Annotated in this window: 23 protein-coding genes; 9 read left to right on the top strand and 14 right to left on the bottom strand. The window is 70.3% G+C overall.

Translation table 11 applies throughout. The features are described from left to right. The 3 genes from ABFX46_RS40980 to ABFX46_RS40970 form a co-directional block, all read left to right on the top strand. Window positions 1–1,462: hypothetical protein (locus ABFX46_RS40980; RefSeq protein ID WP_346049631.1), on the top strand; the 1,462-nt coding region annotated here is incomplete at its 5' end. Further along, complete coding sequence (locus ABFX46_RS40975) at window positions 1,450–2,301, top strand: glutamate ABC transporter substrate-binding protein (RefSeq protein WP_346049629.1); 852 nt, start codon at window positions 1,450–1,452, stop codon at window positions 2,299–2,301. The genes ABFX46_RS40980 and ABFX46_RS40975, both read left to right, overlap by 13 nt. A gap of 175 nt (window positions 2,302–2,476) precedes the next feature. Further along, window positions 2,477–3,664, top strand: coding sequence for a hypothetical protein (locus ABFX46_RS40970; RefSeq protein ID WP_346049627.1), 1,188 nt, complete (start codon window positions 2,477–2,479; stop codon window positions 3,662–3,664). On the opposite strand, the gene ABFX46_RS40965 is transcribed toward ABFX46_RS40970, so the two are convergent. Further along, the gene (locus ABFX46_RS40965) at window positions 3,628–4,200 is read right to left on the bottom strand and encodes a hypothetical protein (protein WP_346049625.1); all 573 of its coding nucleotides are present in this window, start codon (window positions 4,198–4,200) and stop codon (window positions 3,628–3,630) included. The genes ABFX46_RS40970 and ABFX46_RS40965 overlap by 37 nt on opposite strands. Before the next feature lie 136 nt (window positions 4,201–4,336). On the opposite strand from ABFX46_RS40965, the gene ABFX46_RS40960 reads away from it, so the two are divergent. Next, window positions 4,337–4,855 carry a PH domain-containing protein gene (locus ABFX46_RS40960; protein WP_346049623.1) on the top strand — a complete coding sequence of 173 codons (519 nt, stop codon included), beginning with the start codon at window positions 4,337–4,339 and terminating at the stop codon, window positions 4,853–4,855. A 33-nt stretch (window positions 4,856–4,888) separates the two neighbouring features. Here the strand turns inward: ABFX46_RS40960 and ABFX46_RS40955 are convergent, their stop codons facing one another. The 6 genes from ABFX46_RS40955 to ABFX46_RS40930 are packed head-to-tail and all read right to left on the bottom strand — an operon-like array spanning window position 4,889 to window position 11,906. After that, entirely contained in the window at window positions 4,889–6,301 is a 1,413-nt protein-coding gene (locus ABFX46_RS40955; protein ID WP_346049621.1) for an NAD(P)/FAD-dependent oxidoreductase, read from the bottom strand. Window positions 6,302–6,357: 56 nt separating this feature from the next. Beyond that, a complete protein-coding gene (locus ABFX46_RS40950) occupies window positions 6,358–7,188 on the bottom strand; it encodes an ABC transporter permease (protein WP_346049619.1) in 831 nt (276 codons plus the stop codon). After that, window positions 7,185–8,045, bottom strand: coding sequence for an ABC transporter permease (locus tag ABFX46_RS40945; RefSeq protein WP_346049617.1), 861 nt, complete (start codon window positions 8,043–8,045; stop codon window positions 7,185–7,187). The genes ABFX46_RS40950 and ABFX46_RS40945 overlap by 4 nt, the downstream gene beginning before the upstream one ends. Continuing rightward, window positions 8,045–9,289, bottom strand: coding sequence for a polyamine ABC transporter substrate-binding protein (locus ABFX46_RS40940; protein WP_346049615.1), 1,245 nt, complete (start codon window positions 9,287–9,289; stop codon window positions 8,045–8,047). Before ABFX46_RS40940 ends, ABFX46_RS40945 begins: the two co-directional genes overlap by 1 nt. Next, window positions 9,286–10,437 (bottom strand): ABC transporter ATP-binding protein, encoded by a 1,152-nt coding sequence (locus ABFX46_RS40935; protein WP_346049613.1) that lies wholly within the window; start codon window positions 10,435–10,437, stop codon window positions 9,286–9,288. Before ABFX46_RS40935 ends, ABFX46_RS40940 begins: the two co-directional genes overlap by 4 nt. 35 nt (window positions 10,438–10,472) lie before the next feature. After that, window positions 10,473–11,906: a gamma-aminobutyraldehyde dehydrogenase gene (locus ABFX46_RS40930; protein WP_346049611.1), complete on the bottom strand. Its 1,434-nt coding sequence runs from the start codon at window positions 11,904–11,906 to the stop codon at window positions 10,473–10,475. 165 nt (window positions 11,907–12,071) lie between these two features. Between ABFX46_RS40930 and ABFX46_RS40925 the strand changes: the two genes are divergently transcribed. Continuing rightward, window positions 12,072–12,533 carry an Lrp/AsnC family transcriptional regulator gene (locus ABFX46_RS40925; RefSeq protein ID WP_243714849.1) on the top strand — a complete coding sequence of 154 codons (462 nt, stop codon included), beginning with the start codon at window positions 12,072–12,074 and terminating at the stop codon, window positions 12,531–12,533. Window positions 12,534–12,628: 95 nt separating this feature from the next. Then, complete coding sequence (locus ABFX46_RS40920; RefSeq protein ID WP_346049609.1) at window positions 12,629–12,883, top strand: type II toxin -antitoxin system TacA 1-like antitoxin; 255 nt, start codon at window positions 12,629–12,631, stop codon at window positions 12,881–12,883. A gap of 348 nt (window positions 12,884–13,231) precedes the next feature. Here ABFX46_RS40920 and ABFX46_RS40915 read toward each other — a convergent pair whose 3' ends face one another. Further along, on the bottom strand, window positions 13,232–13,669 hold the full coding sequence (locus ABFX46_RS40915; protein ID WP_346049607.1) for an HIT family protein: 438 nt from the start codon (window positions 13,667–13,669) through the stop codon (window positions 13,232–13,234). A 1,027-nt stretch (window positions 13,670–14,696) separates the two neighbouring features. On the opposite strand from ABFX46_RS40915, the gene ABFX46_RS40910 reads away from it, so the two are divergent. Beyond that, window positions 14,697–15,413 carry an ATP-binding cassette domain-containing protein gene (locus tag ABFX46_RS40910; RefSeq protein WP_346049605.1) on the top strand — a complete coding sequence of 239 codons (717 nt, stop codon included), beginning with the start codon at window positions 14,697–14,699 and terminating at the stop codon, window positions 15,411–15,413. Further along, window positions 15,410–16,099 carry a hypothetical protein gene (locus tag ABFX46_RS40905; RefSeq protein ID WP_346049603.1) on the top strand — a complete coding sequence of 230 codons (690 nt, stop codon included), beginning with the start codon at window positions 15,410–15,412 and terminating at the stop codon, window positions 16,097–16,099. Before ABFX46_RS40910 ends, ABFX46_RS40905 begins: the two co-directional genes overlap by 4 nt. Before the next feature lie 149 nt (window positions 16,100–16,248). Here ABFX46_RS40905 and ABFX46_RS40900 read toward each other — a convergent pair whose 3' ends face one another. The 3 genes from ABFX46_RS40900 to rlmN are packed head-to-tail and all read right to left on the bottom strand — an operon-like array spanning window position 16,249 to window position 18,833. Next, complete coding sequence (locus ABFX46_RS40900; RefSeq protein ID WP_346049601.1) at window positions 16,249–17,067, bottom strand: DUF1963 domain-containing protein; 819 nt, start codon at window positions 17,065–17,067, stop codon at window positions 16,249–16,251. 59 nt (window positions 17,068–17,126) lie between these two features. After that, entirely contained in the window at window positions 17,127–17,630 is a 504-nt protein-coding gene (locus tag ABFX46_RS40895) for a DivIVA domain-containing protein (RefSeq protein ID WP_346049599.1), read from the bottom strand. 57 nt (window positions 17,631–17,687) lie between these two features. Next, window positions 17,688–18,833 (bottom strand): dual-specificity RNA methyltransferase RlmN, encoded by a 1,146-nt coding sequence (gene rlmN, locus ABFX46_RS40890; RefSeq protein ID WP_346049597.1) that lies wholly within the window; start codon window positions 18,831–18,833, stop codon window positions 17,688–17,690. Between the two features lie 114 nt (window positions 18,834–18,947). Here rlmN and ABFX46_RS40885 point away from each other — a divergent pair, with 114 nt between their 5' ends. After that, window positions 18,948–20,093, top strand: coding sequence for a suppressor of fused domain protein (locus tag ABFX46_RS40885; protein ID WP_346049595.1), 1,146 nt, complete (start codon window positions 18,948–18,950; stop codon window positions 20,091–20,093). A 45-nt stretch (window positions 20,094–20,138) separates the two neighbouring features. On the opposite strand, the gene ABFX46_RS40880 is transcribed toward ABFX46_RS40885, so the two are convergent. From ABFX46_RS40880 to pyrH, 3 genes are all read right to left on the bottom strand, one after another. Then, a complete protein-coding gene (locus ABFX46_RS40880) occupies window positions 20,139–21,158 on the bottom strand; it encodes a phosphatidate cytidylyltransferase (protein ID WP_346049594.1) in 1,020 nt (339 codons plus the stop codon). Further along, window positions 21,158–21,715 (bottom strand): ribosome recycling factor, encoded by a 558-nt coding sequence (gene frr / locus ABFX46_RS40875; RefSeq protein WP_346049593.1) that lies wholly within the window; start codon window positions 21,713–21,715, stop codon window positions 21,158–21,160. Before frr ends, ABFX46_RS40880 begins: the two co-directional genes overlap by 1 nt. Before the next feature lie 72 nt (window positions 21,716–21,787). Then, window positions 21,788–22,489, bottom strand: coding sequence for a UMP kinase (gene pyrH / locus ABFX46_RS40870; protein WP_243714918.1), 702 nt, complete (start codon window positions 22,487–22,489; stop codon window positions 21,788–21,790). Between the last annotated feature and the right edge of the window lie 139 nt (window positions 22,490–22,628).

Here is a 22,628-nt window from a genome sequence, read left to right as displayed (position 1 = left end):
GGCGCCGCCGCCCGCGCGGCGGGCCTCCGCCGGCGGGCTTCGGCGGGGGCGCGGCGCCCGGCCGCGCGGCGCCGGGCGGCTGGTCCCCCGCACGGTCGCGTCCCGCATCCGGACGCTGACCGCGCTGTCGCTCGTCCTGCTGGTGGTGTTGCTCGGCATCGGGTGGGCGGCGATCGCGAACGCCCGCGAGGGCGTGCGGGTCATCGGCCACGACGCGGGCCCGCAGGTCGTCGCGACCGGCGACCTGTACTTCCAGCTCAGCGACATGGACGCGCAGCTCGCCAACGCGCTGCTGATCGGGACCGCGGCGGGCGGCGGGCGCGACGAGGCCCTCAAGCGCTACGACGACAACCGGCGGAAGGCCGGGGACGCGCTGCTGAAGTCCGCCAAGCTCGCCGACGAGACGACGGAGAACAACACCGCCCGGGACCTGCTGGACGCGTTCGGCCGCTACGAGCGCCTCGCCGGGCAGGCGCTGCTGCTGGACCGGCAGTCCCCGCACGCGTCCGGGCCGCCGTCGCAGCAGGTCGTCGAGCTCTACCGGCAGGCGACCGACCTGATGAAGCTGGACCTGCTGCCCAAGGCGTACAACCTGACGCTCGACAACGGCACCCTCGTCCGGCACACCTACGAGGACAAGCGGTCGGCCGTGCTGATGGGCCGCACCGGCATCCTCGTCGCGGGCCTGGCGCTGCTGGCGACCCTGGCCCTTTTCCAGCTCTACCTCACCCGCCGCTTCCGCCGCCTGCTGAACGTGCCGCTGGCACTGGCCACGCTCGGGACGCTCGTCCTGGTCGGAGCGGGGACGCTCATGCTGACCGGCCAGGCGGACCATTTGCGCCAGGCCAAGGAAGAGGGCTTCGACTCCATCCTGGCCCTTTCCCGGACGCGCGCCATCAGCAACAGCGCGAACGCCGACGAGACCCGCTTCCTGCTCGACCCCGGACGCGCGGACGCCTATGAGCAGGTGTATCTGAGCAAATCGCAGACCGTCCTGTATCTGAAGGCGGGAAACCTGACCCAGTACAACGACGCCGTCCAGAAGGGCCTGTCGTTCGAACCGGGGCGGGCGCCGTTCCTCGGGTTCCTCGGCACCGAGGCCAACCGGCCGGCGGAGTCGGCCGAGCAGAGGGCGCGGCTGGCGGACGGCATGAACAAGGCCCTGGCCGCCTACCAGAAGGTCCAGGCGAACGACCGCCGGATGAGGGACCTCGTCAAGGGCGGGCAGCGGGACGAGGCCGTGGCCGCCCGCGGCGCCGCCGCCGCCGACTTCACCCGGTACGACCGCAGCCTGCAGGACCTGGCCCGCATCCACCAGAAGGCGTTCGACGAGGCCGTCGACGACGGCGACGCCGGGACGAGCGGCTGGTACGCCGTCCTGCCGGCCGCGGGCGCCGTGATCGCCCTGCTCGTGCTCGCGGGGGTGCGCCCGCGCCTGGCCGAGTACCGGTGGTCGAAGTGAGGGCGCGGCGCGCCGCCGCGGGCGCCGCCGCCGCGGCGGCGCTCCTCGGCGCGGGCGCGGCGTGCGGCGTCGCGGACGCCGACGACGGCTCCGTCGTCGGCAGGGACCGCCTCGTCATCGGCGTCAACGCCGACCAGCCGGGCGTCGGCGCGCGCGAGGGCGACCGGTACGCGGGCTTCGACATCGACATCGCCAAGGAGATCGCAGACCGGCTCGGCGTCGCGGGTTCCGCCGTGACGTTCAAGCGGGTGTACTCCGCGACCCGCGAGAAGATGCTCCAGAGCGGCGAGGTCGACCTCGTCGTGGCGAGCTACTCCGCCACCCCCGAGCGCAAGGTGAAGGTCTCGTTCGCGGGCCCCTACTACGTCGCCCACCAGGACATCCTCGTCCGCGCGGCCGACGTGGGGAAGATCCGGAGCATCCACGACCTGAAGGGCCGCCGGCTCTGCAAGGTGCGCGGGTCGGTGTCGTTCCCGCGCGTCCACGACGAGCAGGGCATCGCGGCGCTGCCGGTCGAGGAGGCCGGCTACTCCGACTGCCTCGCCGACCTCGTCGCGGGCGAGCTGGACGCGGTCTCCACCGACGACCTGATCCTCGCGGGTCTGGCGGCCGAGGCGTCCGGAAGCGGCCACGAGCTCCGGATCGTGAACGCGCCCTTCACCGACGAGCCGTACGGCGTCGGCCTCAGGAAGGGCGACGTGGACGGCTGCGAGGCGGTCAACAAGGCGATCACCGGCATGTACCAGGACGGCACCGCGCCGCGGCTGCTGAAACGGTGGTTCGGCGACACGGGGCTGAAACTCACCACCACCGTCCCGCAGTTCGAGGGCTGTGTCTGAACGGCCATCACCCGATGAACCAGAACGGTTACGGAATGGCGCCGGAACTGATTTCAGGACCGGCCGGTCACGGAGATCAGACGGTTACGTAAGTTCCGGTCGGCGCGCGTGATCGTAAGTTATGGTCGCGATCAAAACCCGTTCAGGCAATCACCGCCACCCCCCGAGGAGTGCCATGACGACGGTCGTTCTGGTGGTGATGTGCGTCGTGGTGGGGGCGCTCGAACTCTACGCGGGCAAGCAGAGCCGCGACCAGGCCAACGCGTTCACCCGCCGGATCGACGAGCTGAACGACCAGGTCACCAAGCAGAACAACGTCCTCGTCACCGTCGGCGAGCAGCTCACCGCCGAGCTGTCGCGGGTCAAGCAGGACGTGCTGCCCGCGCTCGACAACCGGCTCCGGCAGAACACCGGGCAGGTGGAGGAGCTCGCGGGCCTCGTCCACCAGGCCGACGAGTACCTGCGGACGCAGGCGGGCCGGCTGCGCGACCTGGAGCAGCAGCGGATCACCCTCGCGGCGCTGCGCCGCAAGCTCGGCGAGGTCGAGACGTCGGTGCGCGCCGTCACCCGGTCGCACGGCGAGTCGGCCGCCGGGAAGGTCGACGCGGCCCTCGACCGGCTCACCGAGCTGGAGCGCGGCGGCGCGGAGATCCTGGAGTTGCAGCGCACCCTCACCCGCACCCTGGAGGACGTCGAGGACGTCGTCGCCGAGCTGCTCCAGTTCACCGAGGGCGAGCTGGACGACACCGTCACCGCCGCGCTCACCGGCCGCCCCCGCGCCCACGGCGACGCCGTCACCGCCACCGGGCGGCTCTGGACCCGCGACGACCAGCTCGACGACATCCTCGGCGAGATGTACGAGCGGTGCGTGCGCGCCAGCCGGCTGAACATCCGGTTCCGCACGGCCGAGGGCTCGGACGGCCCCGCGCCCGGCTCCCCCGAGCGCCGCCGCTACTTCCTCGGCGGGCACGCCTCCGAAGACCTCGCGGGGCTGTTCAGCGCGCTGCTCATCTCCACCGGCGCCGACCTGCCGCACAACGGGTCGCACGAGTCCAAGCGCGGGCTCGCCCGCGTCGAGCCAGGCGTCCCGTCGGGGGTCGAGCCGGCGCGTCCGCCCGAGGACGAGGCGGCCCTCAAATCGCTTCTGCGGACGCTCTCGGAGTGCTCGGGCGCCGTCGCGCAGATCGGCCCGCTGATGGCCGTGCGGACGCGCGACGAGCTGCTGTGCGCGGTGCTGACGGCCGCGCAGTCGCTGGAGCTGGAGAGCGACGAGGTGTTCTGGGACCCTGCCGCCGCGACCGTCCGGCTGCGGCGGCTGCCGTCCCATCAGCTGTGGGACCTCACCGCCTGGGCGAGCGCGTAAGCCCGCACGGTGCGCTCGGCCGGGCCGCCGAGGCGCACGTACAGCGGGCAGGCGGCGGTGCGGGTGAGCGGGTCGACCTCGGCGCACAGGCCGATCCCGGCCGCGCGGTCGAGGAACACCACGTTCTCCACCGCCCGCGCGCCGCGCACCGCGTACGGGACGGAGTCGGCGTCGCCGGTGTCGAACAGCTCCTCGAACGTCAGCCGCCGCGCGAACCGGATCAGCACGCCGGCGTCCACGACCCGGCTGCCGATCGCCGCCGCCGGGCCCGCGACGACGATGCCGAAGCTCGGGTTCTCGCGGCCGCGGACGTAGATCTCCCGGTCCGGCTCCAGGCCGCGCCTGCGGCCCGGGATCTGCACGCCGAACCCCGCGCCGCCGTCGAGGTAGGCGGGCGGGCCGAAGCCGTCCGCGGGCGTCCCCGGCCGGACGCGCGACGCGCCCGCCGGCATCTCCCAGCCCGGCAGGTACACGCCGAGGCCCCGCAGCAGCAGCCGCCAGATGGGACGTCCGGTCACGTCCGGCGCGAACTCCATGGGTTCCATCATCCGGCGCGGAATCTCCCGTCCACAAGATCCTCTCGGGGGCCAGAGCCCTTACCGCGCGGCCCCTGCGCGGCCGGCGGCGCGTCGGCTACGGTTGTACCGACCGGATCATGACGAGGACGCCGCCGTGAATCTGCAGGACATGATGGTGCACCGCGACAGCTCGTCGCGCACCGTCGACAAGTATCTGATGTCCTATGAGGGACGCGTCATCGCCGTGCGCAAGCACCCCGCCGTCCTGTGGCTGCCCGTCCTGGCCGTCGTCGCCGGGCTGGTGGCGTGCGGCGCGGTCAGCGCGGTGGCCGGCGTCGGCTGGATCTGGTGGCTGTGGCTGGTCACGGTCGCCTTCCTCGCCTGGCGGGTCATCGCGTGGTCGGTGGAGTTCTTCCTGGTCACCGAGCACCGGGTGATGGTGATCACCGGCGTGTTCAACCGCAACGTCGTGATGATGCCGCTGTCGAAGGTCACCGACATCACGCTGAACCGGTCCATGGCCGGGCGGATGCTCGGCTACGGCGAGTTCCGCACCGAGACCGCCGGGCAGAAGCAGTGGCTGCAGAGCATCCCGTACATGCCGTACCCGGAGCAGCTCTACCTGGAGGTCTCCTCGGTCATCTTCGGCAGCACCGACGCCTCCCCCGACTGATCCCCGCGCGGGCCGGCCGCCCGCAGGCGGGTCTCAGGAGTCGAAGCCGAGGCCGAGACCGTCCAGGGTGCGGAGCCAGAGGCCGCGGCGCCCCGCGTTGCGGTCGGCGCGGGCGATCTCGCGGCGGGTCAGCTCGATGACGCCGTACCGGAGCGGCTCCGGCGGGAACGGGACGGGCTTGGACCGCACCATGGCGAGCCGGGTCCGCTCGGTCCGCTCACCGGGCGCGAGGCCGACGCGGAGCAGGTCGAGCATGACGTCCGCGCCGAAGCGGGTCGCTCCGACGCCGAGCCCGGTGAAACCGGCGGCGTAGGCGAGCCTGCCGCCGTAGGCGGTTCCGAAGAACGCGCAGAACCGGCTGCACGTGTCGATGACCCCGCCCCAGGCGTTGGTGAAGCGGACCTCTTCGAGCTGGGGGAACGTCTCGTAGAAGTGCCGGGCGAGGATCTCGAACGTGGCGGGACGGTTCTCCAGCTCGGGCCGTATCCCGTTGCCGTAGTGGTAGATGGCGTCGTAGCCGCCCCACAGGATCCGGTCGTCGGCGGTGAGCCTGTAGTAGTGGAACTGGTTGGCGCTGTCGCCGACGCCCTGGCGGCGCCTCCAGCCGATGGACTCGCGCTGGGCGGCGTTGAGCGGCTCGGTCATCAGCGCGTAGTCGTACACGGGGACGACGAAGTTGCGCAGGCGCTTCACCAGCGGCGGGAACGCGCCGGTGCCGAGGACGACCCGGCGGGCGGTGACCGCCGCGCCGCCGGCCGTGGTCAGGCGCAGCCCGCGCCCCTCCGAGCGCAGGCCCGTGACGCGGGTCGTCTCGAAGACGCGGACGCCGAGGGACCGGCACGCGTCCGCGAGCCCCCAGGCGAGCTTCGCCGGATGCACCATCGAGGTGGACGCGGGATTCCACAGGCCGGCGTGATAGGTCGGCGAGTCGACCTCCGCGCGGACGGCGTCGCGGTCGAGGAAGACCGGGTCCCAGCCGAACTCGGCCGCCTTCTCCGCCGCCTCTTCGAGGCCGGGGACCTGCCATTCCTCGGTCGCGACGTCCATCTCGCCGGTCAGTTCCCATTCGGCGTCGATCCCGTACCGGGTGAGGGTGTCGCCGATGGCGCGGAGGTTGTCGCGGCCCAGCCGTTCGAGCACGGGCATGTCGTCCGGCCAGCGTCCCGTGCCGTTCTCCAGCCCGTGGGTGAGGCTGGCGGCGCAGAACCCGCCGTTGCGCCCGGACGCGGCGCCGCCGACCCGGCCCGCCTCCAGCACCACCACGTCCAGGGACGGGTCGCGCTCCTTGGCGAGCAGCGCCGCCCACAGGCCGCTGTACCCGCCGCCGATGACCGCGAGGTCGCACGTCTCCGGCCCGTCCAGCGGCGGCTCCGCGGCCGGGCGGGCCCCGTCCTGCAGCCAGAACGGCTTCAGCTCGGCGTCGGCGAGCGCCTTGGCGATGTCCATCTCGTCCCCCGTTCCGTCCAGCCCGGCCCAGTCAACGCAGTCGGCGGTCGGCGCGGTCAGCGCGAGGCGCGGATGGTGCGGCGGGCGGAGATGACCGCGATCACGACGCCGACCGCGAAGATGAGCGTGCCCATCACGTTGACCTGCGGCGGCGTGCCCGTCCGGGTGGAGCCGTAGATCCACAGCGGGAACGTGACGGTGGCGCCGCTGGTGAAGTTGGTGATGATGAAGTCGTCGATCGACAGCACGAACGCCAGCAGCGCCCCCGCCAGCACGCCCGGCATGATCATGGGCAGGGTGACCAGCCGGAACCGCGTCCACGGCCCGGCGCCGAGGTCCTGCGCCGCCTCCTCCACCGCCGGGTCGAGGCCGACGACGCGGGCCCGGACGGTCACCGCGACGAACGCGATCGAGAACATCACGTGCGCGACGAGGATCGTCAGGTAGCCGCGCGGCAGGTTGAACGTCACGAACATCGACAGCAGCGACGCGCCCATCACGATCTCCGGGCAGGAGATCGCCATGAACAGCACCAGGTTCGTCGAGCCCTTGCCGCGGAACCGGTAGCGGCCGAGCGCGAGGCCCGCGAACGTCCCGAGGACCGTGGTGATCAGCGTGCTGAGCAGCGCGATCGTCAGCGAGTTGACGACCGCGGTGGTGAGGTCGCTCTTGTCGAACAGGTGCCGGTACCACTTGAGCGTGAAGCCCTGCCACTCGAAGTTCTGCTTGCTGCGGGTGTCGTTGAACCCGAACAGGATCATGATCGCGATGGGCAGGATCAGCCAGGCGATCAGCACCAGGGTGTAGACGTGCAGGCCGGAGATCTTCCGGCGCGGGCGGGCGGGGGCCCGCTTCGCCTGGGTCTCGGTGGTGGTGAGCGTGCTCATCGTCCCGCCGCCTCCAGAACGTCCTCGGTGCCGAGGGTGCGCGCGTAGGCGAAGATCCCGACGAGCAGGATCGCCATCAGCGAGAACGACAGCGCCGACGCCATCGGGTAGGCGCTGTTGTTGAAGTACTCGGTCTGGATCACGTTGCCGATCATGGTGTTCTGCGGGCCGCCGAGGACCTCGGCGTTGACGTAGTCCGACGACACCGGCACGAACGTCATGATCACGCCGGCGAAGACGCCGGGCAGCGACAGCGGCAGGATCACCCGCGTGAACGCCTGCAGCCGGCTCGCGTACAGGTCGTAGGCCGCCTCGACGACCCGGTGGTCGATCCGCTCCAGCGCCACGTAGATCGGCAGCACCATGAACGGCAGGAAGTTGTAGGTGAGCCCCGACACGACCGCCACGCCGGTGTCGAGGATGTGGAAGTCGTCCGGCAGGACCGTGCCGCGCAGCGGGCCGAGGATCGGCCCGTTGTCGGTCAGCACGAGCTTCCACGACACGGTCCGGAGGATGAACGAGACGAAGTACGGAAGCAGGAGCAGGAACAGGTACGTCGACTTGTGCCGTCCGCCGCGGAACGCGATCCAGTACGCGGCCGGGTAGGCGATCGCGATGCACAGGACCGTCGAGAGGAACCCGTACCAGAGCGACCGGACGAACTTGTCGCCGTAGGTGTCGATCCCGTCGAGGTAGTTCTGCCAGTGGAACGTCTGCCGGAAGCCGTCGATGAGGTTGCCCGTCTGCAGCGACAGGGACACCATCAGGACCATCGGGACGAGGAAGAACGCCGCCATCCACAGCCCGCTCGGCAGGATCATGAGGTACGGCGCGAGCCGTCCCCGTCCCCGCGCCATCACGACCCCTTGGCGATGGGCTCGAAGATCTTCTGGTACTCCTGCTCCTCGGCCTGGGTGAGCCGCCGGTAGTGCCGCAGCCGCGCGAGGTCGGCCTCGGACGGGAAGATCAGCGGGCTGGTGCTGAGCCGCGCCAGGTCCTTCTTCTCGTCGCCGGTGGCCTTCGCCGCCTTCTGCTTCAGGATCTCCTGTGTGGACGGAATCGGCGGCATGTAGTTGATGAACTCGGTCAGCGGGGCGTTGTTCTCCGGAACGTACAGCCAGTCCATGAGGGTCAGCGCGTCCACCGGGTTCTCGGCGGTCTTCGGGATGCACATGTTGTCGGTCCAGATCGTGCCGCCCTCCTTGGGCACCACGAACTTCACGTCCGGGCTGGTGAGGCTGTACACGTCACCGGACCACGCCATCGTCATCCACACGTCGCCCTTGCTGACGGCGTCCACGTAGTCCTGGCTGTAGTACTTGCGGACGATGCCCTTGTCGCGCTGCTCGCGCAGCTTCGCGGCGGCCTTCTCCCAGTCGGCCTTCGTCGACTTCTCCGGGTCGATGCCGAGCAGGAACATCCCGAAGTTGCCGAGCTCCTGGGAGTCGCCCATCATGCCGACCTTGCCCTTGTACTTCTCGTCGAAGAGCTGGGCGATGCCGGTGATCTCCTCGTCCACGTACTTCGTGTTGTACGCGATGCCGGTGACGCCCGACTCGTACGGGATCGTGTGCGCGTTGCCCGGGTCGTAGGACGGGTTCTTGAACGCCTGGCCCGCGTTCTTGCCGAAGTTCGGCAGCTTCGCCAGGTCGAGCGGCGCCAGGTAGCCGAGCTGGCGGCACTGCTCCAGCTGGATCCCGTTCGTCATGATCATCAGGTCGAAGCCGATGGACTGGCCGGCCGACAGCGGCGCCTGGATCTTGCCGAACCACGGGCCCATCTCCTGGATGACCTCCTTGTAGGTCACCTTGATGCCCGTCTCCTTCTCGAACGCCTTGATCGTCTCCCGGTCGTCCTGCATGTAGCCCGGCCAGTTCGCCCAGTTGAGCCTGCCGTTCTCGGCCTTGCCCGCCCAGTACTTCTGGACGTCGGTCTGGCTCACCTTCTCCTTGCCGCCCTGCCCCTGCACGCCGCAGGCCGACAGCGCGAGCCCCGCGCCGGCCGCGCCCATCATCCGGAGGACATCCCGGCGGGCGAAGCTGGAACGTGCCAGGCGCGGCCGCGTGAGTCCGCGCAGGAATGCGGGGTCGATGTTGCTCACTGGGGGGCTCCTATGGCGTAAGAGTGGCGCGGGTCCCACGACAGCCAGACGCTGTCGCCGCGCGTGGCGATGTCGTCGGCGGACGTGGCGTTCTGCAGGAACACGACGACGTCGGATCCCGCGGAGGTGGTGATGTTGTAGTTCGTCGACGTCCCGAGGTACACGACCTCGGTCACGGTGCCGCGGACGCCGCACAGGTCGTCCGCCGGCCGGTCCGGCCCGATGCCGATCTTCTCCGGCCGGACCGTCAGCTCCAGCCGCTCCCCCGCCGCGACCTTCAGCCCGTTGCGGATCGGCACCTCGATCCGCCCGTCCGGACCGTAGGAGATGACCGCGGTACCCGGCCCCGCCTCGGCGATCTCGCCGCCCAGCAGGTTGGACGTCCCGATGAACCCGGCCACGAACCGGGACGCGGGACGCTCGTAGATCTCCCGCGGCGTGCCGAGCTGCTCGATCAGCCCGTCGTTCATGACGGCGATGCGGTCCGACATCGTCAGCGCCTCGCCCTGGTCGTGCGTCACGTACACGAACGTGATGCCGACCTCGCGCTGGATGCGCTTCAACTCGACCTGCATCGCCTGCCGCAGCTTCAGGTCGAGGGCGCCGAGCGGCTCGTCCAGCAGCAGGGCCCGCGGCCGGTTCACCAGCGCGCGGGCCAGCGCGACGCGCTGCTGCTGGCCGCCGGACAACTCGGCGGGACGGCGCTTCTCCCGTCCCGCCAAGTCGACGATGTCCAGCATGTCCCCGACCCGCTCGCCGATCTCGGCCTTCGGCACGCCGCGCCGGCGCAGCCCGAACGCGACGTTCTCGAAGACGCTCATGTGCGGGAACAGCGCGTACGACTGGAAGACCATGTTCACGTCGCGCCGGTTGGCGGGCACACCGGTGACGTCCTGCCCGTGCAGGTGGACCCTGCCGGCCGTCGGCTCCTCGAAGCCGGCGATCATGCGCATGGTCGTCGTCTTGCCGCACCCGGACGGGCCGAGCAGCGAGAAGAACTCGCCCTGCGCGATCTCCAGGTCGACGCCGCGGACCGCGGCCACGGTCTCGCCATGGGCGTGGTAGGCCTTCTCCACTCCGGTGAGCTCGATGGCGGGGACTGCACGGCCCGGGTCTTCGCGCGCCGGGGCCTGCTGGGTCTCGGTCATGGCCGGTCTTCCTTCACGGGCTCGTTCGGCGGTGGTCAGCCGCCGATGTAGTGCATGACGTGCTTGACGCGGGTGTAGTCCTCGATGCCGTACATCGACATGTCCTTGCCGTAGCCGGAGTGCTTGAAGCCGCCGTGCGGCATCTCCGACACGAACGGGATGTGGGTGTTGACCCACACGGCACCGAAGTCGAGGGCCTTGCTCATGCGCATGGCGCGGCCGTGGTTCTGCGTCCACACGCTCGCGGCGAGGCCGTACTTGACGCCGTTCGCCCACGCGACGGCCTGCTGCTCGTCCGAGAAGCCCTGCACGGTGATGACCGGGCCGAACACCTCGTTCTGCACCATCTCGTCGTCCTGCTTCAGGCCGCCGACGACGGTCGGCGCGAAGAAGTAGCCGCGGTCCCCGACCCGCTCGCCGCCGACCAGGACCCGGGCGTGGCCGGGCGCCCGCTCGATGAACCCCTGCACCCGCTGGAGCTGGTTCTCGCTGTTCACCGGCCCGTAGTAGGCGTCGGTGTCGCTCGGCGGACCCACCACCGTCCCCTTGGCGGCCTCGACGAGCGCCTCGGTGAACTCGCCCCGCAGCCGCTCGGCGACGAGGACCCGGGTGGCGGCCGTGCAGTCCTGCCCGGCGTTGAAGTACCCGGCCTCGGCGATGCCGGTCGCGGCCGCCTCGACGTCCGCGTCGTCGAACACGACCACCGGGGCCTTGCCGCCCAGCTCCAGGTGGACGCGCTTGAGGTCCTTGGCCGCCGCCGCGGCGACCTCCATACCGGCCCTCACGCTGCCGGTGATCGACACCATCTGCGGCGTCGGGTGCTCCACCAGGGCGCGCCCGGTGCCGCGGTCACCGCAGATCACGTTGAACACGCCCGGCGGCAGGAACTCGGCGGCGATCTCCGCCAGCATCAGCGTGCTCGACGGCGTCGTCTCGGACGGCTTGAGCACGACGGTGTTGCCCGCCGACAGCGCCGGCCCGAACTTCCAGACCGCCATCATCATCGGGTAGTTCCAGGGCGTCACCTGCGCGCACACCCCGATCGGCTCCCGCCGGATCGAGGACGTGTGGTCCGCCATGTACTCGCCGGTCGCCTTGCCCTCCAGCACCCGCGACGCGCCGGCGAAGAAGCGGAGGTTGTCCACCATCGGCGGCATCTCCTCGTCCAGGGTCAGCTGGACGGGCTTGCCGGTGTCGCGGACCTCGGCCGCCACCAGCTCCCCGGCCCGCGCCTCGACCGCGTCCGCGAACCGCAGCATCGCGAGGCTCCGCTCCGCCGGGGTGGCGTCGCGCCAGGCGGGGAAGGCGTCGGCCGCCGCGCGGAACGCGGCGTCGACGTCCGCGGCGCCGGACACGGGCGCCTCCGCGTACGTCTCGCCGGTGCTGGGGTCGACCACCTCCAGCGTCCGCCCGTCCTTGGCGTCCACGTACTCGCCACCGATAAAGTTGCGCAGCCGCTCGCCGCTCATCCTCAGGTCCCTCCTGGGCACCGTCGCCCGTTGTGTCCTGTTGGCCCAGACCCTTACAGAGGATCCCGCCCAACACAAGTGATTCCGTTGTTACGATCCAGCTTCACGACTAATTCACTTGACCCAGCCGCCTCACACCCTCGATGCCGCAGCTAGGAGACCATCGTGGAACGCGCCGCACGCGTCCAGCTCGACGAGACCGCGAAGCACATCATCGAGCAGCTCCAGCAGGACGGCCGCCGCTCCTACGCCGCCATCGGCAAGGCCGTCGGGCTGTCGGAGGCCGCCGTCCGCCAGCGCGTGCAGAAGCTCCTCGACGCCGGCGTCATGCAGATCGTCGGCGTCACCGACCCCCTGACGCTCGGCTTCTCCCGCCAGATGATGATCGGCGTCAAGTGCGAGGGCGACCTGGAGAAGATCGCCGACGAGCTGGCCGGCCTCCCCGAGATCGACTACGTCGTCATCACCGCCGGCTCGTTCGACATCCTGGTCGAGCTCGTCTGCGAGGACGACGAACGCCTCCTGGAGCTCCTCGGCCGCATCCGCGCCGTCCAGGGCGTCGTCTCGACCGAGAGCTTCGTCTACCTCAAACTGCGCAAACAGACCTACTCCTGGGGCACCCGCTGACTCGTCGGCACACCCGACGATTCTCGTTCTCAATGGGGATGCCCTGGCAACACCTCCCGGCGTACTTTTAGATGCCGTTAGGAGGGAGACCGGCCATGCCCGAGTCGGTCCGCCAGGACCTTCCCGCCACCGAGCACATCGCCTTCCGTATCTCCGACGAGCAGTCCCTCGTCATCCGCAAGGCCGCCGAACTGATCGGCTGGACGGTCACCGAATACGTCCTGTCCGCCGCCCTCGACCGCGCGGAACGAGACCTCTACGAACACGCCGCCGCCACAAATCCCCCCACAGCCCCCGCCACCCCGAACCCGTCGGGCCCCCTAACCGCCCTACTAACAGCCCTGGCCTAACCCCACCCCATCAACATCACGCCACCACACCCCTCAGCACCCGCCAGCCACACCCCCACCACCAAGCACCCACGCCGCCCACCACCGCGGGCCCTCCCGACCCCCGTCACCCCGCCACCCGCACCAACCACCAAACACGCAAGCCTCACCCCCACAGCAAACATTCACCCCGCGATCGGAATCAGCTAGCGCGGCCGCCACACCACCCACTCGCCCGCACCAACCACCAGACCCACCACCCTCACCACCACGGCGAACGTTCACCGCGCGATCGGAGTCGGCTGGTGCGGCCGCCACGCTTCTCAGAATCTCAACAAGGCCCCAGCCCACACGTCCGCCGGAATTGGGCTAAGCAGGGTCGCTGAGGGCTTCCGACAGCCGCGAAGCGTATGCGGCGGCCTCGGCGTCGGACTCGTACTTCTGCCGCGGCCAGAAGAAGCCGCGGAGCCCGTCCTTGCGGTTGCGCGGCACCACGTGGACGTGCAAGTGAGGGACGCTCTGGCTGATCCGGTTGTTCATGGCGACGAACGACCCCGCCGCCCCGAGGGCCGACTCCATTGCACCAGCGAGCCGCTGCGCATGCCCGAAGAAGGGCCCCAGGAAATCAGCGGGCAGATCCGTGAGCGTCTCGAAGTGCGCCCGCGGCACCAGCAACGTATGCCCTTTGAACAACGGCCGCGCATCAAGGAACGCCATCACATCCGGCGCATCCAGCACGACATGCGCGCTCCGCTTCCCCTCAATGATCTCGCAGAACGCACAACCCCGGCCCACCGACTCACCCATCCCCTCATCCTCCCGCACCCAACACCCCGCCACATCACAAGAACACCCGCACCGCGGCACAGGGCCGCCGTCGTGCCCTGGGTAACCAACCAGATACGTCAAGGCCGAAACAGACGCGAACGCAAGCAGCGCGAACCTCAGACACACCAACACAAGAGCCGCAGCCAGAGAGCACCAACGCGGGCACGGTGGCGATGACGAACGCCAGCCCGGGACGCGCGCACGGGCGCGGGCGCGAAACACGAGCCCCAGACGCGTCCGCGAAACGCGCAGGCGCAGACCGCAAGGCCCGGCCGCAGGCGCGGAACGCGCAGGTGCAGAACGCGGGGGTGGGCGTAGAGCGCGGACGGCGGGGCTGCTGCTCGGCACCTTGAAACGGTCGGATGTCTATGGGATTCGTCAGGCCGTTCGGGCGGTGGGTTTGCGTGTGGGCTGGTAGGGGTGTTTGTCGTGGAGTTTGGCGTAGGTGACGCCTGCGCGGCGGCGGGCCAGGCAGGTGAGAGCGGCGTTGTGCTTCTTGCCCTCGGCTCTCCGCGGTCGTAGTACGCCCTGTTGAGGGGGCCGACAGCCAGCGAGCGCGGCCGGGAACCTGGCGCGTTTGAGTGCCTTGATGCCGCCCTTGGGCGGGGCCAGGCGTGATAGACGCGCTGAAGCGGCGGGTGACGGGTGCCAGGCCGGCGTATAGGCGGCCAGGTGCTCGGGGGGGGGCGCGAACGCCGCGGTGTCACCGATCTTCAGCGGAATCCGTGCGCTGGTCCTCCTGGTCCCGATGCCGGATAGCAAGATCAGGACCTGGGGCGCGAGAGGGTGGCGTAGAACGCGGGGGCGGGTGGCTTCCGGTGCACGTGGACGCGAGTGATCTAGGTGCCGTGGGGCGGGGGCTCAATCGGCCTGGTAGCCGCAGCGGGCGCGGTTACGGGGCTGGGGCGGGCTGGTGGCGCCACTGGGGTGGTGCCAGCCCGCGCCTACGGGCTGGAGTGGGGGGTTAACGGTGGCCTTACGCCGTGGCGCCTACCGTGTGGTTTTCATGCGGCTGGAGAATGTCGCCTTTCGTTACCGGCGGCGGGATCCCTGGGTACTCAGGGACGTCACGTTGTCCCTGGCGGCCGGCAGCGTTACCGAGGTGACGGGGCATAACGGCGCCGGGAAGTCCACTCTGCTGCGCCTGATCGCCGGTTTGCGTCACCCGCGCGTGGGCGTCGTCAAGGATCGTCCAGGACGGGTCGGGTACGCGCCCGAGCGCTTCCCCGTGGACCAGCCGTTCAGCGTCCGCGCGTACCTGGGCCACATGGCCGCCATGCGACGGGTCCCCCGGGACACGGTCGATGCCTGGGCGGATCGGCTCCGCTTCGATCACCTCCTCGACGTGCGCCTGCCGGAATTGTCGAAGGGCAGCGCTCAGAAGGTCGGGCTCGCTCAGGCCCTCATGGGCGACCCGGAACTCCTGATCCTGGACGAGCCTTTCGCGGGCCTGGACGCCGCCACCCGTGACGCACTGCCCGACCTGATCTCCGGACTGGCGGCCGGCGGCACCACCGTCGTCGTGAGCGATCACCAGCGCTGCATAGAGGTCCTGCCGGGAGTCGAACGGCTACGGGTGGCCGACGCGGCGGTGATCCGCCTCGCACCGGACGGGACCGCCGACTGGACCGTCCTGGAGGTCGAAGTGCCCGCGGACGAGGCCACCGTCGTGGAGACCAAGTTGCGCGCAGACGGGTACCGGGTTCGGAGGGCTGAACAGTGATCGCGCTCGTCCGGTTCCAGATGTCGGGCTACCTCCGTTCGCTCCGCATCTTGCAGCCGCTCATCGTCGTGGCACTGTTCGTGGCGCTCATCCTCTCCCAGGGACCGAGCGGGCCCGACGCCTCCGCTCTCGCCGTCCGGACGTTCGCGGACGTGGCGGCCTTCATGTTCCCGGTGTGGGCCTGGGCGGCGCGCGCACTCCTCGACACGCAGCCCGACGAACAGCGTGCGCTGACCGCCACCGCGGCCCGCTCCCCTCACATCCCCCTGTGGGCGGGACTCCTCGCGGCTTATGCGATGAACCTCTGCCTCGGTGTCGTCGCATTGGCCGTTCCTCTCCTGCAGGCCGCCCAAGCCGGCTCTCCCGGCTCAGCGATCTTGGTCGGCTGCGCCCTGAACCTCCTCGTCGCCGTCCCCGGCACGCTGCTCGGCGCATGGACGAGCCGCGCAGTCATCCCCGACCCCGGTGTTTCCCTGCTCGCGCTCCTGGGCGGAGCCCTGGGGCTGCTCCTCCTCGGCATCGGTCCCCTCACCTGGCTCTCCGTCCCGATGATCGACTGGCTGCGCGCGGCCCACGAAGGCACCGACACCTTCACCACCCACTTCCCCGCCGTCGCCCTCCACCTACTCCTCTGGTCCTTGGTCGTCGGCGCCCTCTACGCCACGACCGCCCGCCACCGCACCTAGATCTCCGGCCGCGCCGCCGACGAACCGCCTACCGCCTCGCACACGATGTGAGTGCCGTGGGCGGCGCCGGTGCGTTGTCGCGGGGGGCTTTTGCGGCGGGCCACCTCGGGGACGCGTTGTGCGGTTTGGTGTTCTCGGGCGGGAGCGGGTTAGGCGGCTTGGAGAGTCAGCCAGGTTTCCTCCAGTGGGGTGTTCTCGCGGTTGCAGAAGTAGATGCGGCCCGGGTCGCCCCAGTACCAGCCGAGGCGGGGGTCGGAGTCGAGTTGCAGAAGGAGGCGCCATTCTTCCGCCGTGCGCTGCTCCTCGGGGGTGAGGGGCGGTGACTTCGGGGAGTCCAGGGGGCGGCCCGTCGAGGCGTACAGGCAGTCGGGGCCCACTGGGCGCTGGACGAGGGCCGGCCAGCCGCCCAACTGGTGGAGCGGGGCGTTCTCCTGCCAGGTGTGTCGCGTCCAGGCGGCGTGCAGTTGCGCGTAGACCGGGAGGATGCCGCTGTAGATCGTCTCCACTCGTCGGACGGCCGGCTCCTGGGGCGAGGGCAGCGAGAGGAACGGGGAGGCGGCCAGGGTGGTCTCGGGGTAGGGGGTCATCTTGGGCGTGGTGGTCTGGAGGGTGCCGGTGAAGACGCGCCAGCCGTCCCGCTGGGCGGCTTCGTCGCCCCAGGGCCGCGGGGTCTCAGTCGCGTAGTAGAACGCGGCGGTGGACGAGGGCAGGCCGGGGATCTCGCCGAAGCGTGCGAAGGCGGCGAAGTCGATCGCGCCGAGGAAGCCGAGGGGGCGGCCCTTCCACTTGGGCCACGGCTCGTCCGGTGGGAGGAGGGGCGCACCGCCGAGCCGGACGGGTACCCCGTCACCGGCCCCGAGCCTCAGCGCCGGCCTCGCCAGGGGCAGCAGGACGGACGTGATCTCCGGGGCGAGGAAGGCGTCGAACAGGACGCGAAGCCGGCGGAACTGCGCGATGAAGTAGTCCATGCACGTAGCGTGACCCGGCCGGGCCGCTGCGCGCAGCATCCCGCGAAATTGTGGATAACTCAGCGTTCCAGGGCGCCCGCGAGCTGAACCAGGAAGCGGTCGACCTCCTGCTCGTCATAGCCGGGCCCCAGCCGCACGACGCGGAAGGCGCTTTCGCGCACGTCGCGGGCCGACACCGCCGGGGCCGTCCCGCGCAGGCCGGCGACCACGCGGTCCAGGAACGCGTCCACGTCCCGCACGTCGTAGCCGCTGCGAAGGCCCGCGCCGGAGAACCGGGCGTTCTGGATCCAGTTGATCAGCCACGCGGGTTGGGCGCGCGACCGTCCGGGACGCTCCGCGATCGGCGCCCTCGCCTGCAACTCCCTGAGGCACTCGCGCAGTAACTCGTCCACGGCACGGCTGTCGTAACCGCGCAGGACGACGTCGAAGCGGGTCCCGCGCACCTCCTCCGTGGAGATCGGCGGCCCGCCGTCCAGCGTCTGCGAGATCCGCTGCAGCAAGGTGTCGACCTGCTTGCGGTCATAGCCCCGCAAGCCCACCGGCAACCGCGCACCCGTCCTCACCGGTACCGTGCTCCTCCGCCCGCGCCCGCGGGAGGCCAGGGCACGCCCGCGGCGCGCTCAGTCCTTGGTCGACGCGGCCAGCTGCCCGCAGGCCCCATCGATCTCCCTGCCCCGAGTGTCGCGCACCGTGACCGGGACCCCGTGGGCCTCCAGGCGCCGGACGAATTCGCGCTCGTCCTCCGGCCGGGAGGCGGTCCACTTGGAACCCGGCGTCGGATTCAACGGGATCAGATTGACGTGTACGAGATTCCCGCGCAAGAGCCTGCCGAGAAGATCGGCCCTCCACGCCTGGTCGTTGATGTCCTTGATAAGGGCGTACTCGATCGAGACCCGGCGCCCGCTCCGGTCGGCGTAGGCCCAGGCCGCGTCCAGGACCTCGGACACCTTCCACCGGTTGTTGATGGGCACGAGGTCGTCGCGCAGCTCGTCGTCAGGGGCGTGCAGGGAGACCGCCAGCCGCACGGACATGTCCTCGGCGGCGAGCTTCTCGATCGCCGGGACGAGCCCGACCGTGGAGACCGTCACCGAGCGCTGGGAGATACCCAGGCCGGCCGGTGCCGGATCGGTGATGCGGCGTACCGCGCCTATGACCGCCTTGTAGTTGGCCAAGGGTTCGCCCATGCCCATGAAGACGATGTTGGAGACCCGCCCAGGCCCGCCTGGGATGCGCCCACGCGCGAGTGCGCGCGCGCCCGCGGCGACCTGTTCGACTATCTCCGCCGTAGAGAGGTTACGCGTCAGCCCTGCCTGGCCGGTGGCGCAGAAGGGGCAGTTCATGCCGCACCCCGCCTGGGAGGACACGCACATCGTGGCCCGGTCGGGATACCGCATCAGCACCGACTCGAAAAGGACGCCGTCGAACGCCTTCCAGACCGTCTTGAGCGTCGTCCCGCCGTCGCAGTCCAGTTCGCGGACCGGCGTCAGCAGCGACGGCAGCAGCTCCGAGACCAGCCGTTCACGGACGGCGGCGGGCAGATCCGTCATCTTGGCGGGGTCGTCCACGAGGCGGGCGAAGTAGTGCCGTGACAGCTGGTCGGCGCGGAACGGCTTCTCCCCCAGCGCGGCGACCGCCTCCCGGCGCTCCGCCGTGGTCAGGTCGGCGAGATGCCTCGGCGGCTTGCCGCGCCTGGGGGCGGCGAAGACGAGCTTCGCCGGGGTCTTCTTGGGCGCGGTGCCGGTGGCGGCGGGCTGGGTCGTAGACATGGTCCTTCCAGTGTCGCAAACACCGGCCCGTGCCTCGTCCGTCCACAGGCGGACGCCCTGACCAGTAGGGCGACATTCCTGCACATGACCTTGTGTGCGACTAAGGTCTCGATCATGTCGGTTTTGCGTAAGGGCGGCGCCTCTCCCCGGGGGTCCGCGGCCAAGGTCGTCCACGCCGCGGCGAGTCCGTACGGCAGCCGGCGGCTCGTCATCGAGACCGACGGCGACGTCACCGTGGCCTACCTGAAGGACGCGCGCGACTCGGTGGTCGGAGCCACGTGGGTGGCGAACCACCGGAAGGCTCCGGGGGACCTGGACCAGTCGCGGCTGGACGCCGGCCGCCCGCCCCTCCTGCCCGAATCCCACCTGCGCGATCCCGCGGGACGCAAGGCATTGGACACCCCATCCCTGGAGGTCGTCTGGTTCGAGGAGGGCGACGGAGTGGCCGTCCTGGAGGCCGGCGACCCGCTGTTCGTCATCCCCGGCTGGTCGGACATGGGCCGCGGCATCCCCGGATACGCGCGCGACGCCACCCGCCAGAGCCCGTTCGCCTTCCCCCTGGACGAGGAGATCGAGGACTTCGGGCCGCGCATCGAATCGGCGCGCGAGCACTGGAAGCGGTGCCGGGCCGACGACTCCTGGGCGGAGTTCCAGCAGTCGGTGCTCGGCCACCTGCTGCAGTGGCTCGGCCCAAGTGGCCACTACTGGCACGACGTCGGACGGCAACTGGCGAGCGGCAGGGCGGGAGTGGCCCCGACGGTAGGGGTGTCAGAGCGTCCCGCAAAGGGCGGCCGTGAGTTCACCGTCTTGAGCACGGTCGGGATGAGCCGCCAGCGCATGCCCACGGTCGAACTCTACGAAGACGACGTCGCCCCGTACGGACGGATCGAACTCGCCGTCGCCAGCACGCTCCCCAGCCAGAAGGCCGGCAGCATCTTCCCCTGGCTCGCGCAGTACCCGTGGCGGTCGGTGACCTGGTTCGCTCCAGGCGACGTCGTGAAGTGGTACCACGAGGCCCGGACGTTCCCGCTGGGCAGCGGCGAGTCGTCCTGGGAAGGCGTCCTGCTCCTGGACGATCCGAACCGTCTGGCGGGCCCTGAGGCGCCCGCCCTGACCGGGCTCACGCTCAACGGCGACGCCGTCCGGTGGCTGTGGCTCGTGCCGATCACCGGCGAGGAGCACCGCTACGCGAAGAGCGAGGGATCGGACGCGCTCGTACGGCGCCTTGCGCAGCAGGGCCGTTCCTGGGTCATCTCCTAGAACAGAGGCCACCTGGATCGAGCCCTGGAGCGGCCTGCCCGCGTCCTAGGTCGGGAGGAAGAGCTCCAAGAGAAGCCACACGACGGGGGCCGTCGCGACCAGGGAGTCGAGGCGGTCCATCACCCCGCCGTGGCCGGGAAGGAGCGTTCCCATGTCCTTGATGCCGAGATCGCGTTTGACCATCGACTCGACGAGGTCGCCGGCGGTCGCGGTGACCACGGCGGCGAGGCCGATGATGACGCCCTGCCAGACCTGCCCGCCGTCCAGCAGCCACCACACCAGCCATCCGCCCACGGCCATGCACGTGATGGCTGAACCGGTGACGCCCTCCCACGTCTTCTTCGGGCTGATCGTGGGGGCGAGCTTGTGCTTGCCTAGGAACGACCCCGCGAAATAGCCGCCGATGTCACTGGCGACGGTCGTGGCGATGAAGATGACGATGCGGTGGTCGCCGTCGTCCAGCCGCATGAGGAGCGCGACGATCCCGCCCATCAGCACCAGGTAACCGGCGACGAACGACCCGGCGGCGACGTCGCGGACGTATCCGTCGGCGCCCTCGGTCATCCGCGTCATCAGCAGCGCGAGCACCGTCAGCGACACCGCGGCGACCGCGGCGGTCGGGCCCCACACGTACGCGACGACCGGTGTGCCCACCATGCCCGTCGCGACCGGGATGAACGGGACGCGGATGTCGCGGCTCTTGAACGCCTCGGTCAGCTCGCGCATGCCGAGGAAGAGGAACACGATCATCACGCCAAGGAAGATCTCCTTGACGGTGTAGAGCGACAGCAGGACCAGCGCGCCCAAGGCGACGCCGACACCGATGGCGAGCGGCAGGTTGCGGCCCGTCCTGCTCTCGCGCTTCCCTTCGGAGGCCCCGGGGGGCGCGTCTGGAAGGGGAGCGGCGGTGGCGCCGGTGGGCGGCACGTCCGCGGAGGGGGCGCGCTCAGCGGAGCCGTCCTGCCCGGAGGGCGGGTCGAGTGCTTCTCCGGGGGGCGGGCCGGCCATGTCGACCTCCGGCTCATCCGGGGAACCCGAGGGCTCCCCGGCGTTGTCGAGTTCCATCAAACCTCGAGCAGTTCGGCCTTCTTGTTCTCGAGCAGCTCGTCGATCTGCGCCACGTAGCGGTGCGTCGTGTCGTCGAGTTCCTTCTCCGCACGCCGGACCTCGTCCTCGCCGGCCTCGCCGTCCTTGGCGAGCTTGTCGAGGGTGTCCTTGGCGCGGCGCCGGATGTTGCGGATGGAGACCCGGCTGTCCTCGGCCTTCCCCCCGGCGACCTTGATGAACTCCTTGCGGCGCTCCTCCGACAGGTCGGGGAACACGACGCGGATGACGTTGCCGTCGTTGGTGGGGTTCACGCCGAGGTCGCTCTCGCGGATCGCCTTCTCCACCGCCTGCATGGACGACTTGTCGAAGACCTGGACGATGACCATCCGCGGCTCGGGCAGCGTGAACGACGCGAGCTGGTTGATCGGCGTCGGCGTCCCGTAGTACTCGGCGGTGATCTTGTTGAACATCGCCGGGGTGACCCGGCCGGTGCGGATGGCCTGGAAGTCCTCCTTGGCGACCGCGACCGCCTTCTCCATCTTCTCCTCGGCCTCGAGGAGGGTCTCGTCGATCACTGTGACTCCCATGTCATCTGGTCGGCCCTGGTCGTGCGGTTCGGCGGCGCGGGACGCCGCCGGGGGCTGCGGTCAGCCCTGTGCCGGGCTGACCAGCGTGCCGATCTTCTCACCCCGGACGGCCCGGACGATGTTGCCCTGTCCCATGAGGTCGAAGACCACGATGGGCAGAGTGTTGTCCATACAGAGACTGATGGCCGTGGCGTCCATGACCTTCAGGCCCCGCTGTAGAACTTCACCGTAATCCAAACGGTCGAACTTGACCGCGTCTGGATTCTTCCGTGGATCGGCGTCGTACACACCGTCCACTTGGGTGGCCTTCAGTACCGCCTCCGCACCGATCTCCAGCGCGCGCTGGGCGGCGGTGGTGTCGGTGGAGAAGAACGGCTGCCCGAGACCCGCGCCGAAGATGACCACGCGGCCCTTCTCCAGGTGCCGGATGGCGCGCCTCGGGATGTACGGCTCGGCGACCTGGCTCATGGTGATGGCGGTCTGCACCCGCGTGTCCAGCCCGAGCTTCTCCAGGAAGTCCTGCAGGGCGAGGCAGTTGATGACGGTGCCGATCATCCCCATGTAGTCGGCGCGGCCGCGGTCCATGCCGCGTTCGGCCATGACGGCGCCGCGGAACATGTTGCCGCCGCCGCAGACGACCGCCACCTGCACGCCGTCCCGGACGGCCTCGGCGATGGCCTCGGCGACGTGCTGGACGACCTCGGGGTCGATGCCGAGCGGTTCGCGTCCGGCGAAGGCCTCGCCGGACAGCTTCAGCAGCACCCGCTTCCAGCCGGCCCGCGGCGCGTGCCCGCCGCGCCCGCCGGACGTCGTCCGATCGGACGACGAGGCCGCCGTCGCGCTAGTGGTCGTCTTGTCCGGCACGTCGGCGGCCTCCTCGTTTCTCGCGATATCTCTCGGG

Origin of the sequence: Actinomadura chokoriensis (assembly GCF_039529475.1) — a bacterium.
GTDB lineage: Bacteria > Actinomycetota > Actinomycetes > Streptosporangiales > Streptosporangiaceae > Spirillospora > Spirillospora bangladeshensis.
Note: the sequence above shows the minus strand (reverse complement) of the source record. Positions and strands in the feature narration are given on the sequence as shown.